This is a genomic window from Paenibacillus sp. cl130 (assembly GCF_900116035.1).
Taxonomy (GTDB): Bacteria; Bacillota; Bacilli; order Paenibacillales; family Paenibacillaceae; genus Paenibacillus; species Paenibacillus polymyxa_B.
Map to the genome: position 1 here is coordinate 864,860 of NZ_FOYG01000001.1, position 13,068 is coordinate 877,927.

Annotated in this window: 12 protein-coding genes, 1 tRNA gene and 1 pseudogene; 5 read left to right on the forward strand and 9 right to left on the reverse strand. The window is 41.3% G+C overall.

The features are described from left to right. Position 1 precedes the first annotated feature (1 nt). Positions 2 to 2,893, reverse strand: coding sequence for a 2-oxoglutarate dehydrogenase E1 component (locus tag BM358_RS04055; protein ID WP_023987745.1), 2,892 nt, complete (start codon positions 2,891 to 2,893; stop codon positions 2 to 4). Between the two features lie 704 nt (positions 2,894 to 3,597). On the opposite strand from BM358_RS04055, the gene BM358_RS04060 reads away from it, so the two are divergent. Next, positions 3,598 to 4,869 carry an MFS transporter gene (locus BM358_RS04060; protein ID WP_028542973.1) on the forward strand — a complete coding sequence of 424 codons (1,272 nt, stop codon included), beginning with the start codon at positions 3,598 to 3,600 and terminating at the stop codon, positions 4,867 to 4,869. Positions 4,870 to 5,089: 220 nt separating this feature from the next. Here BM358_RS04060 and BM358_RS04065 read toward each other — a convergent pair. Continuing rightward, positions 5,090 to 5,163, reverse strand: a tRNA-Pro gene (locus BM358_RS04065). A gap of 165 nt (positions 5,164 to 5,328) precedes the next feature. Between BM358_RS04065 and BM358_RS04070 the strand changes: the two genes are divergently transcribed. Next, entirely contained in the window at positions 5,329 to 5,634 is a 306-nt protein-coding gene (locus BM358_RS04070) for a hypothetical protein (RefSeq protein ID WP_023987743.1), read from the forward strand. 41 nt (positions 5,635 to 5,675) lie between these two features. Here BM358_RS04070 and BM358_RS04075 read toward each other — a convergent pair. Continuing rightward, positions 5,676 to 6,079, reverse strand: a pseudogene (locus BM358_RS04075) (hypothetical protein). 284 nt (positions 6,080 to 6,363) lie between these two features. On the opposite strand from BM358_RS04075, the gene BM358_RS04080 reads away from it, so the two are divergent. Then, positions 6,364 to 6,576 carry a helix-turn-helix domain-containing protein gene (locus BM358_RS04080; RefSeq protein ID WP_016820594.1) on the forward strand — a complete coding sequence of 71 codons (213 nt, stop codon included), beginning with the start codon at positions 6,364 to 6,366 and terminating at the stop codon, positions 6,574 to 6,576. A gap of 193 nt (positions 6,577 to 6,769) precedes the next feature. Here BM358_RS04080 and BM358_RS04085 read toward each other — a convergent pair whose 3' ends face one another. The 3 genes from BM358_RS04085 to BM358_RS04095 form a co-directional block, all read right to left on the reverse strand. After that, positions 6,770 to 7,327: a hypothetical protein gene (locus tag BM358_RS04085; RefSeq protein WP_049828508.1), complete on the reverse strand. Its 558-nt coding sequence runs from the start codon at positions 7,325 to 7,327 to the stop codon at positions 6,770 to 6,772. Between the two features lie 29 nt (positions 7,328 to 7,356). Next, positions 7,357 to 8,157: a barstar family protein gene (locus tag BM358_RS04090; protein ID WP_028542974.1), complete on the reverse strand. Its 801-nt coding sequence runs from the start codon at positions 8,155 to 8,157 to the stop codon at positions 7,357 to 7,359. 79 nt (positions 8,158 to 8,236) lie between these two features. Then, positions 8,237 to 8,884, reverse strand: coding sequence for a hypothetical protein (locus tag BM358_RS04095; RefSeq protein ID WP_028542975.1), 648 nt, complete (start codon positions 8,882 to 8,884; stop codon positions 8,237 to 8,239). A 464-nt stretch (positions 8,885 to 9,348) separates the two neighbouring features. On the opposite strand from BM358_RS04095, the gene BM358_RS04105 reads away from it, so the two are divergent. Beyond that, positions 9,349 to 10,107: a DUF2087 domain-containing protein gene (locus tag BM358_RS04105; protein WP_023987737.1), complete on the forward strand. Its 759-nt coding sequence runs from the start codon at positions 9,349 to 9,351 to the stop codon at positions 10,105 to 10,107. Between the two features lie 155 nt (positions 10,108 to 10,262). Further along, positions 10,263 to 10,604 (forward strand): GIY-YIG nuclease family protein, encoded by a 342-nt coding sequence (locus BM358_RS04110; protein ID WP_028542976.1) that lies wholly within the window; start codon positions 10,263 to 10,265, stop codon positions 10,602 to 10,604. Between the two features lie 2 nt (positions 10,605 to 10,606). Here BM358_RS04110 and BM358_RS04115 read toward each other — a convergent pair whose 3' ends face one another. The 3 genes from BM358_RS04115 to BM358_RS04125 all read right to left on the reverse strand — a co-directional run bounded on the left by BM358_RS04115 (position 10,607) and on the right by BM358_RS04125 (position 13,004). Next, positions 10,607 to 11,167 (reverse strand): GNAT family N-acetyltransferase, encoded by a 561-nt coding sequence (locus BM358_RS04115; protein ID WP_028542977.1) that lies wholly within the window; start codon positions 11,165 to 11,167, stop codon positions 10,607 to 10,609. Between the two features lie 26 nt (positions 11,168 to 11,193). Then, entirely contained in the window at positions 11,194 to 11,751 is a 558-nt protein-coding gene (locus tag BM358_RS04120) for a hypothetical protein (protein ID WP_023987734.1), read from the reverse strand. Positions 11,752 to 12,059: 308 nt separating this feature from the next. Continuing rightward, positions 12,060 to 13,004 carry a class I SAM-dependent methyltransferase gene (locus tag BM358_RS04125; protein ID WP_028542978.1) on the reverse strand — a complete coding sequence of 315 codons (945 nt, stop codon included), beginning with the start codon at positions 13,002 to 13,004 and terminating at the stop codon, positions 12,060 to 12,062. Positions 13,005 to 13,068: the final 64 nt, after the last annotated feature.

The window sequence follows — 13,068 nt, forward strand, 5'->3', positions numbered from 1 at the left end:
GCTACCTCCCAAGTGTAATATTGTTTTTGGAATCCTGCTTCAACGCCGATTGAATAATTCGCTGTTGTTCTAGGCTGTGTACTTGCTGATAACCGCTGGCCGGGCTTGAACGATCTGGTCTGCCTGCGTAACGAATTTCCGCTCCCTGTGGCACTACATTCCGCAGACGAGGTTCAATGTAACTCCAAGCCCCCATATTTTTAGGTTCTTCCTGAGCCCATACGAACTCCTTAACATGCGGGAAGCGGCCGAAGATATTCCGAATTTCCTCTTCCGGGAAAGGGTATAGCTGTTCCACACGAATAATATGCAGACGCTCTTCTGCCTCATTCTTATCCTTTTCCAATGCTTCTTCGAGATCAATGGCAATCTTGCCACTGCATAGTACAATGCGCTCTACACGATCCGGACGTGCACCCAGACCAGGCTGTTCCAACACAGGACGGAATGCTCCTTCACTGAATTCGGAAGCAGGCGAAGCGACACGATTATTACGAATCAGGCTCTTCGGCGACATCATCACAAGCGGACGGGCTTCCTCACTTTCGCTTAATGCAGCCTGACGGCGCAGCAGATGGAAATACTGAGAGGCACTGCTCAAATTAGCGACAGTCCAGTTATTTTGTGCGGACAACTGGAGAAAACGCTCCAGACGTGCGCTCGTGTGCTCTGGTCCTTGTCCTTCGCTACCATGCGGTAACAGCATCACCAGACTCGATTTCTGTCTCCATTTGGCACGGCCCGCAGAAATGAATTGGTCAAAAATAACCTGTGCACAGTTGGCAAAATCGCCGAATTGCGCTTCCCAAATCACTAACGTTTCAGGAGAATACACGTTATAGCCGTATTCAAAGCCGAGGACAGATGCCTCAGACAATGGACTGTTATGAATACTGAACGAAGCACGTGCTTCCGGCAAAGTATGCAACGGGCAATGTGTACGGCCTGTTTCAGGCTCATGCAGCACGAGGTTACGGTGAGCAAATGTAGCTCGCTCCGCATCCTGACCTGTCATACGAATAGGCTTGCCGTCTGCGAGAATGGTGGCCAAAGCCAGCGTCTCCGCCAAGCTCCAATCTACCTTTTCTCCCTCGTTCAGAGCGGTTTTTCTACGCTGTAAAATTCGATCCAGCTTCGGATATACATGAAAAGCCTGTGGCCATTTGAGCAAGTTTTCATTGATTTGGCGCAGCTTTTTCAATTCCACTGCAGTACGTACCATAGAACTCTGATTCTTTTTCGCCTTCACAGGAGTCATTTCCGGCTCTTGTTCCGGTTGATTCTTCACATGCTCATGCGCTTCCTTCAGTCTGGTTTGGACCTTTTCAATGAGGCCGGCACTAAACGCTTCATCCACAACCCCCTGCTTCATCAGCTTTTGAGTATACAATTTGCTCACCGTCGGATGATTCTTCACCTTACGATATACCAGCGGTTGTGTTGTTTCCGGGTCATCGGATTCATTGTGACCATAACGACGGTAACCAATCAGATCAATCAGAAAATCCTTCTTGAAACGATTGCGGTATTCGCCAGCCATACGAGCAGCTGCAATACAAGCTTCGGGATTATCCGCGTTCACATGCACAATTGGAATTTCATAGCCTTTAGCCAGATCACTGGCATAACGGGTCGAACGGGAATCGACACTTTCCGTTGTAAAACCCAGACGATTATTCACAATAATATGGACCGTGCCGCCATTACGGAAGCCACGCAAATTAGTGAAATTAAGTGATTCTGCCACGATACCTTCACCTGGGAAAGCCGCATCACCGTGCATAATAATTGTAGCTGCCTTGCTCACATCCAGCTTCGGATAACCAGCCTCACTGCGGTCTTCCTGTGCAGCTCGTGAAAATCCTTGTACCACTGGATTCACATATTCCAGGTGACTTGGGTTATTCGCTAATGTCAGACGGGCCTGCACCGCTCCCCCATCTTTTACAAAACGATCAGCACCCAGATGATATTTCACATCGCCAGTCCAGCCGTAGTTAATTCCTGTGGAACCTTCCGACGGGATCAAATCTTTATTCGGCGAATGATGAAATTCAGAGAAAATTTTACTGTAAGGCTTGCCCAGCACATGAGCCAGTACATTCAAACGGCCGCGATGCGCCATACCCATCAGGACATGACTTGCTCCTGCATTTGTGGTTAGACGAATAATCTCGTCGAGTACAGGGACAAGCACATCATTACCCTCAATCGAAAAACGTTTCTGTCCGACGAATGTTTTATGCAAAAACTCTTCGAACTGTTCTACTTCTACCAATCTGCCCAGCAACGACTTGCGTTCCTGTGTTGTGAGTGGCTTGGAGGACCAGCCGGATTCTGCATAGCTGTTCAGCCAGCGGCGTTCCTCCTCGTTATGAATATGACTAAATTCATAGGCAATCGGACCTGTGTATGCTACACGTAACCGTTGAATGGCTTCCCATCCGTTAAGTGTTCCCGCAGGAGCGTTATCCCATATTAAAGAGGCTGGAAAAGCCTTTAAGTCTTGTTCAGTTAAACCGTAAGATGCTGGATTAAGCAAGCGTGTATCCTGCTCTGCATCCAGTTCCAGCGGATCGATTTGGGCGGCTAAATGTCCGTATTCACGGATATTCCACACCATTTTCCCCGCTGTAACCGCTTTCTGCAATGTGTTCGAATCAAGGTGCCCCAAAGCACTTGTGGGGGGGCCTTGCAATTTGTTGTCTATCATGGAAGCAGCCGAGTATTCGGATTGTGGCGGCTCACCCCATTGATCAAACAGCTCGCGGTAAGCCGGATCAACTGTTCCGGGGTCCGCTACATACTTTTCATACTGGTCCTGCACATAACCTAGATTAGGTCCGTAATACGCCTGCCAAGGTACCTGTCTGCTGCTCTCTTCCATTGTCATCTCGTTCCCTCCGTCAAATTTTGAAATTCATAGCTGGACGGAAATCATTTTCATTTTTTTATTAAGTCTTCAATTTAAGTTGTTCACAATATGCTCACATTATATGAAATCCTTCATCAAAAGTCGAATTTCACAATTCTTATTCCTCTTCCATTGTATAAAGTTTTCTAGCTATGAGCATTTCCTTTTTCTCAACATATCCATGCGTAAATGAGATGAATCGGGCTATTCTGTAATTCTCCCTCCCATTATAGACAATTACCGTATGGATTATTTCAGACAACATATCGGACAATTAAAAGAGGCCATTCCACAAAAAGAAGAAAAGCTTTGACTGGTATAAAAAAGTAATCACTACAAATGGCGAGGATTTAGCTTCATTAAGATTGAAGACTGACACCCATTTGTGAGTCAGACTCAAACACCTGGCAACTTAAATAACCAGCCGTCAGATATCAACCGACGGCTGGTTATTTAAGTTTATGTTGCTCCTCATACTACGCCAAACCATTTTGAAAACAACTTCCCAGTCCACCCCAATATGATTACGTTAACAGCAGAATTTAAAAGGTAGAGGGTCCGATACGATGCAAATTCAAACTTAAAGTGACATTAAAGTCACTTTTCTGTACAATATTCCTACTTTTCACTATTATTTTAATTAGGCATCTAAAAACCGCTTTGAAAGCGAAAGGGATGGAACTGTGACTGGATTAAAACAAGTACTCAGAAACAAGAATTATGTCAGGTTTTTTCTGGCAACCTTCGCCTCACAAATGGGAGGAATTATCGGGGTTACTGCATTCATGTTTTATTTGTTGAAACGGTTTACAAATCAGCCATACTATGCAACGCTTGCCGAGTTAATGTATTCGCTTCCGATGCTGGTAGTATTTCTCGTGGTTGGAGTGCTAGCAGATCGGATGGACCGACAAAAAATTGCTGTTAATTGTGACTGGATCAGCGCTTTTTTATCCTTATGTTTGCTTATTTTTATTTGGGTCGATTCGATTCCTTTGATATTTGCCCTCCTCTTCATCCGTAGTGCTGCCTCCAAATTTTTCTTCCCAGCCGAAAGTGCCATTATACAGGGGATATTAAACGAAGAGGATTACACCATTGCCGCAGGCCTCAATCAAATGATGGGGAGTCTTTTCATGTTATTTGGAGGAACTCTAGGGGCCGTCGTCTACTGGCACTTTGGAATTACTGGAGCCATCCTAATTGATGCTATTTCTTTTATTGTGTCTGCACTGCTTATTCGTTCCTGCAAAATTCCAAAGGAAGTACGCCTTCCGAACGGGGCACATCAATTTAAACAATTAAAATTCAAACTTGTCATGATCGATTTTAAACAGGGGTTTCTTTACATATTACGCAACAGACTATTGCTTTGGTTGGTTTCAGGCTTTTTTATGTTCGGTATTTTAAATGGTGGTTTTAGCGTTTTACCGATGTTTATTCTTAAATATAAGCTAGCTCCAGGCAACTATGAGCAGTATATGGTTTGGACAGGTATTATTTTTGGAGCTGGTGTGTTGCTTGGTACCCTAATCGCTTCTCTCATCTCCGCCAAGCTAAAGCTACACCAAATGATTGCAGCGGGAGTTCTGGTAGCCGGAATAGGTATGTGCACACTTGGATTTGTCAACCACCTCTATGCTTTTCTGATTATCAATTTTGTCATTGCACTGATACTTCCGTTCATTAACATTGGCATAGGAGGATGGCTTCCTCGTATTGTAGATCCTCAAATGATGGGACGTGTGCAAGGTTTAATTAATCCGTTAATGATGCTGTCCCAGTCTCTTACATTAGGTTTCATTGCTATAAGCTTTCCTTCATTTATTTCAATTGAAGTCTTGTTTTTATTAGTTGGGATCTGTACCGTTATTGTAGGAATATACTACACTATTGTGCTTCCCCGTTATGCTGATTACAGCACTTCTTCTAAAGCCCTTCAGGAATCTGTATAGGCAAATTAAAAAAGTCATACAGCAGACCATTCCGCCAGCGATTGCGATTGTTGTTTTGCCACTTCTGCCTCCGAATCCAGTGCAGAGGTGGCTTCATACATTCGTTGCATACGACTGCTCGTCACAACCCAGTAGAGACATAGACCGATAGGATATGTAATATTCAAAAAAAATGCCCGGCAGACGCATTAGCTGCATCAGCAGGACATTTTGATAAAAATCGGAGTAGCGGGATTCGAACCCACGACCTCACCCACCCCAAGGGTGCGCGCTACCTGACTGCGCTATACCCCGATAACTCAGTGTATGTAGATCGATGCTGTTATTTACCATTATATTCTGGTCATAAAATCCTGTAAAGGGATTATTTTCTCATTCTTCCGTTGCATTTTTAAGTTGTTTTCATTATGGTAGATACAAAAGTTAAGAGGTCAAAGACAGAGATCTTAGGAGCTAACCATGCAAAGCAAAAAAGTGCTTATACCCGTTGCATTACTTCTTTTAATACAGTTAAGTGTTCCTATGTGCTATACCTTTGCACAGGATAACCTTGTCATAGATCATGAAACGAAAGAGAGATTCAAAGAACATTATGGCTTGGATGAACCGGAATTTCCTTCATCAAAGCAGCAGCAAAACATATTATTGGGAGGTGATTTTGGATTTACTCCCTCTGGTGATGCTGTTGTGGTGGAATTGACCATATTGATTCGGTATCCGCTCATTTTTATCAGTCAACAACTGGTACATTCACTGAAATCATAATTTTTTTCTACAAGTTCCATGATATAGAGCATAAAAATCATTTATTTCGTAGCAAGTTGTCTGCCACTTGGGGTCACTTCATCCTTCTTATTGAAAAGGTTTAATTCAATGGGTCCCCTACCATGTAGCCACAGCAGTTCATCGAATAAAAATGTCAGTCCATCCTTAGCGCGTAAGCGTTCGATGATCTCCGTGACAACTTGCATAACTTCCCCTTGTACACCCTCTGCCAGTTGCAATCCTCCGCTCTCTCCATCTAGGTAAAGATGTGTATGATATGATTGCTCCACCTTCTTCACATGGCGCAAACACAGTATGCCATTTTCGAGGTAAAAGAAGTATTGATGGTCATACAGAATTCCTTCGATATTTCATACATATGAGGTAAATCATATGGCCCCTGAACCATGGATACCCGTTCCAATCCCATTACCCATTCTGTCATACATCCTCGCTCCATTCCTTTGTTCAAAGTTTCTTATTTGCCAATATACTTTCTTCTACAGGTAGTTTTTCAAACTAGGTGGTTGAACGATAATTAATTGCTAATTGTAAAACGTTTTGGTACGATAAGCATATTACTACGACGTTCACAAATAACATTTCAATAAACCAAATGCACATTACAGTGTTATTTTTATTGTTTTCAGAATACATCGAACAGTGTTTATTGTCAATACTTTGATGATTCTTTTTAACACTATAGAATGCATTTAGCTGGAGGAAAATATGATAAAGATTCATCTTTCCCGTATTATGGGCGAAAAACGAATAAATATTGCCGAGCTTTCCCGCATGACTGGATTACATAGAAACGGAATCACCAAACTTTACAACGAAGAAACAGACGGTGTGAAATTTGATACGCTAGATAAAATTTGTAAAGCTCTAGACTGCCATGTTCAAGATGTTATCGAGTATGTAGAGGATGATACAAATTAGTAAAATGAACTTCTCTTGTTATGAGAAACTGTTTCAATTAGGTTTAGAACCCTTGGCGTACTCCGAAGACGACGAAGAGAGCCGTTAACATGTTACGGCTCACTGTTTCTTATATAATATTCAAAATACTTTTTTACCGATCTTCCCACTCAAATTAGATTCGAAGATCATAATCCCTTCCTGTCAGGCGATTTTAAATAAATTCTTCCCATGTATGATAAATGTCGAATAAAGCATTGGGGTTACGCTCTCCGTCTAGAACCAGATACATTTTATTCGTTACGATCATGATCACATCCATATCTTTTTGCTTAGTCAAACCAGTGATAACAGGGCGATTAAGGCTAACATACGACTTGGGTTTAAAAACAACTCCCCAATCCAACCCACTGTGATTACTTTTTACAACCTCTCCTAGATAAATGGCAATATCCAGTGTAAAAGCTTGGGATTTTGTGGCGAGTTTATTCTCATATATATAGCTCTTCAACCATTCTTCAGTCTCTGAATGCTCCTCTTCTAATTCTGAAGCACTTTTACTTTGAATCTGCACATTCCTTAGATACCATTCCCAAATATCTATTAGCGAACGATCACTATAATCCAGATGTATCTGTGAAAATGCGCCAAGTTGCTCTAAACGTGAAGGTATTTGTCGTTTAAACCAATTAAAATGTTCTTTTGCTTCGTTTTTACTCATTTCAGAGTATTCTTTCATGACAAAAGGTGGTTGCATTAATTTATATTCCATTTTAAAAATTCCCTTCTTGCTTTGCTATCTTAATTCGAAGAAAAATTCACGGTAACACCACCTGATACTAAGATCGTTAGATGATCCGTAAAATATTGCTGTGGTGAAAATCTATAACATCTCTCTTCTTGATCCCATTCTTCCTCGAATCTTTCCAAGAAATAATGTACGTTTTTCCAATGGATCGTGAACGGTTCTACTGTCCCAAAACCTCCACAGAGACAGTCCGATATACTGTCCAAGCTAAATCCATAGTACCCTCCGGGCCCATTAATCGCTTCACCAAGTGCTATGAAAAATGTTGTAAAATCAGATATGTATTCGCCGTCCAAGGTGTAGACTTCTCCTCGTTTATCCAGTCTAGCAAAATGATTAGATGCAGAATGTATTCTAGTCACGTTTAGCCACCCGGACCGTTCTTCTTTAGAAAAACCTTGCCATATATTATTTTCAAGCGACTGAGCACCCTTTAAAAACTCCCATAATCTTAATTCCACAGGGGAGGGCTTCGCTTCAAGTATACCTGTTAACTCCAGATTGAAGTTTCCTTTATTATAGTTTAGTTTATGGATTATGTAAGATTCAGGTAGGTGATAACAATATATTCCAATCACTGTTTCTTCATCATTTAAAATAGCAATGTACAAGTTGTGTACAGATTGTTTTGTCTTTGTTATGTTTCCTATGAAATCCTCATTAAAGACAAATTGCTCAAAAATGACCTTTTCATATGTTTCGACAATGATATCACCCGTTAAGCCAACCACATCTCTACAATAGCCAACTGTGAGCCAACTTTCATCGTCAATGACAGCAAATCTCGGCCTCATTTTATATCATACCTCCTCACAATATTTCAAGGAATCTAGCATTTTAAGGCATCACTTTTAGCTTCTTGGGTAGAATTAATCAATTATTTTGAAGCCGATAAGGATTGAGATCCTCTACACTTTTTATCTTTTTTAGATCTTCTGCAGGTATTGCAAAATAAATTTTTTCCTTTTCGGACTTAAATGTTAACGAAGCATCATACTTCTTTTCAACAATCCACTGCTTTATTTCCAACATCTCTTGAAGATAATGAGTGGCTGAAAAGTTACCTTTAATATAAATTGAAGCTTCTGAGGAGAGTTTTTGACTAACCTTAGAATATCTTGGAACCTCGTCATGGTAGGTTAAAGCATCCCGCCCCATATGAGAAACATTTATGATGACTTCTGCATCTGATCCTGTAACTTGCTTTACTTTTTGGGCCACTGCCGTCTTTAGCTCATCCCTCCACACAGAAGAGGCATAGTTATCCATCATTTGCCTATAATAGTCTTCTTCCACCAAAAAAGAAATCCCTGAGTCAGAGATCACATTTGCTATAAATTTATCATTCTTAAAATCATAATCAACTGAATCAATTTTCCAGTTCATAGTGTACATTTTATGTAGGTAGTCAGTGACGTTACTCCGAAATTGGACTCTTTCTATCGGACTTCCTGTTGTAATGGATACAACTGTATATGCAATTACAATGATGATCACGAATAAAACAGTTTTTTTTACCACTCCAACCAAACCTCTCTAATAAAAGAATCATGTAAAAAGCTCTAAAGATTCCAGCAAAAAGTCACGCTTATATTTGTTTTTATAATCGGCTAGCTTTCTTCTTATCTTTTGTCTACATATGTCCTTTTGCGCCTTAGTAATTTTATCTTGTACGGTACTTATCAGTTGATAGGATTGTCTACTCGCTTCAAAGGTATCATCCAGTAAATCTACCAGCGCCACAACATGAGTAGATACGTCAAAAAATTCTAAAGCATATAACAGTGTTCCTCTATTCCCCTTGGTCTTTGGATTTCTTAACAAGTCGATAAGAGGTAATTTACATATGATAACAATCCGATGTCTCTTTTGTATATAGCGAACATTGTCGAGACCCTAAAGAGATATCCACTCATTGATTTAAAATAAACAAAATGTTATATTGTCTATAAAATAATCATCATTTAATTGAGGTGTTTGCTAAAATGGATCATTCCGAACTGTTCTGGAATGCTGGAATCGAAGAACTGAAGCGAGGATATATTCGCCAAGAAGAACAGGTCATTTGCCTGCTGGACGGACAGCGATTTGAGCAAGGCATCATATATCAGGATCAAGGGGTATTTTATGACGCCGAGAGGTACATGCGCCTTCATATTGAGCGGACGTACGGTTCGGTCTTTGACTATTTGATCGGTCTGGACAAAAAGCTGACTGGACTGACGGATCATCAGAATCGGTTGCTTCAGTTATTTTATCAAGGCATGGGCGATGCGGATATTCAAAAGGAAACTGGAATCGGTAGCGCATCCACCATACGTAATCATCGCTTTGGTCTCAAAGAAAAAGAACGGCAGGCCAAGGTATTTCTCACATTAATGGAGCTGCTAAAGGAGAAGGACCGCCACGCTCCCGCCATTGTAGAAGTACCCATAGGAGCACGGATGGTGGACGAACGCTACAACATTACGGAAAACGAGCGGCAAAAGGTACTCACGAAGTATTTTCCGAATGGTACGGACGGACGCCTGAAAACCTTTAAAATGCAAGAAAAGCACAAGCTGATTGTGCTGCGTGAAATTGCGGACCGTTTTGTAAAGGGACAAATATATCATGAGAAAGATATCAATGCGATTTTACAGGAAGTATATGACGATTATGTCACGGTGCGAAGATATATGATTGAATACAATCTATTGGATCGTAAGCCGGATGGCAGTGAATATTGGTTGAAGGAATCTTGAATCTCAACGTTTATGAAGTCAGCAATTTGCATAATTCGATTCCCAACGCTCGTAGGTACAATATATAGACGAACTAAATCGTTTCGATCTATACATTGCTGATTTGAAAATGCTCTTGGGATTTATGCAAAATGCTCAAATAGGAGGATTCGACAATGAATCGAAGAAAAGAATTGGTGCAGCAGTACATGGAGATGAAGACAGAGGCAGGAATCTATTGCATTCGAAATACACGTAATGGGAAAATTTTCGTCTCTTCCACGCCGAATTTAAAGTCGCTGAATGGACGGCGTTTTGAGTTGAACATGGGTGGATTTAAGAATAAACAACTACAACAGGAATGGAATGAGTATGGCGAAGATTCGTTTGAATTTGAAGTGCTGGACGTTTTGAAGAAAAAGGACTCCGTGTTCTTTGATGTCAAAGATGCACTAGCAAAGCTGGAGCAGACCTGGCTTGATCGACTCCAGCCTTACGGGGACAAAGGGTATTTGTAAACTTACCGATCCACGGGATGCTCTTCCCGAAGGTATCCAAAAATAACAGCGTCGACAAATTGACCTTTTTCATAAAAATAGTTTCTCAGGTGACCCTCTTTAGTAAAGCCACTTTTGAGTAGCAGCCGTTTGGAGCCTTCGTTATCTGGATCAATGAAGGCTTCTATACGGTGAACATGCGGCAAATGAAAGCCATAATCCACGACCACCTTCATCGCCTCCGTCATCAGACCTTGCCGCCAATATTCTGGTGCCAGCTCATAGCCGATTTCAATACGGGAGTGCTTCTTCTGCCAGTTATGAAATCCAATTGTACCCACGATCCGCTCAGGAGCTTCTTTTAACGTAATCCCCCAACGAAAGCCCTCTTGCTTCTCATATCTGGTTAGCATCGAACGAATAAATTTTTCGGCTTGCTCTACTTCTGTAAAGCTTTCCAAGTCATAATATTGTGTGACCTCATCCTTGGAGAAATAGCCGAACACATCCTCCGCATCCCCTACTGTAAGCTGTCTTAAACGAAGCCTATCGGTTTCTAAAATCGGAAACGTTTCCATTGACATTATCCATCTCCTTCACATCGAAGAACCTATCTTATCAGCCACCAGCCAATCCCAACCATCACTCCATTTATGAAGAATAATACAATACATGCTCTCCACTTGTTGCTTTCACTTGTTTGAAAAAAAACAGTCACTTTACTACGACACATGAACAACGTAAACAACAAATTCCAAATAATACGCATACCATATTTTACGTAGTATAGAGCAGGGTTTAGCTGTACACCGCCCAACGTTGGAGGGACATCCGGAATAAACAGAATTGCACACGTATAACGCATGGTCTCATATGTAAAATAAAATACTGCCAGCCACCAAGCCCACTTCTTACCAAATAACATGCCGACACCGGCAGTCGTCCCTGCCAAACCGAGTAACGCGATAAACCCTTGAAACATGCCCCTACAAATGCCTACTAACGTAGAAGCCTCATTTAATGCATTAAGCGTCAATAGCTGGGTCACCAACAGAAGTGCTCCATTAAAGATCAATAAAATGGCTGAAATGCTTACACCTAAAGGTCGTTCGAAAACCACGTTCGTTACATAATCTTCTACTTCTTTTTTCGTATACAGATCTGACACTTCTTCTACTCTCCTAACCCAAATTATATACATCCATTTTCGGGCGGGTATAATAACAGTATGTTCTCGCCTCATTCCCATATATCGGCTTTTAGGAAAATATGATTTAATCTTTCCTGAAAATTCCGTTATCCGTAAGCTAATCATTATTATTCAGTGCAGCGATACTGCTAATGACATCCTCTAAGGGTGTCAAATTAGCGTCATGAGAATCTCTATCATTAACAGAATCCCAAATAGAGTAATATCTATCCTTATACTACCATTCCAAGAATGAATCTGACAAATGAATAGACTACTACTCGCGCTTATGAATGTAAACGCGTTATTTTCGTGGCCCTGTAACCTTCAGATGACTGGATATACTCTACTTGATAACCCATTCGGGCATCCAAAAGCTCTTCCATAAACGGAAGGCACGGACTGTAAATAAAACTCCCTCCTGGCCGAATGGCTCTAAGCAATTCCATATATTTGCGAGCGTACTCATGAATATTACCATCTGCCTTCAGATGATGATGTATAAAATGATTGGAGAATGCCATATGTGAAACGATCGTTCCCCATGTACGTTCTCCAAAGGTGATCTCTAACCAATCTCCTTGAGTGACACAACCTTCTGTTTCAGCCAACCGATCTGTTCCGTAAGCTTCAATTCCACAGGCACGTAAATAAGTAACTAACCGTGCCTCAGATCCGCAACCAACGTCTAGAACAGGCTCTTGCAAACGAGCAATGTCCAATCCCAGTAGATTGGCTTGCAACTCCGGCGTATACTCCTCACAAGGTATCCAAAAGGTATACTCACACTCTGCATACTTAGCAAACATTTCACGTCCATTGGTACGAGTTAAAAAATCTCTCAAATGCCCGTAATGCTGCTGAAGCAGCAAGTCCAGGGTTGCTCTATCTATAAATTTCTTCTGAAACAGTTTTTCAATCCGGGTGAAAAGTCGATCATACAGCTCCGTAAGCTCCCTCGCATGATCTGTGTGAAAATGTAGATACTGATTGGTATTTACAAACTGGGACAGTATTTTAGCCGCTACATCCTTCACAAAAGCGTTATACATATGCTGGCGCTTCAAGCTTTGAAGCATGAGGATCAGTTCCGAGCTTCTCTGCGTCAGCCAGTACGTCATTTCTGTTGAAGGTCCTAACAGAACAGAACCCTCGCGCATATAAAATAAACTCCGATGCTGATTGTACAGGAGTTGACCGTTAATAAGATTATGAAGTTGAGCGACTGTCATTCTCGCTTCCTCCTTAAGATCCAGAACATTAAAGCCCTACCCAAGCCTCAGCAATGCTATCTTT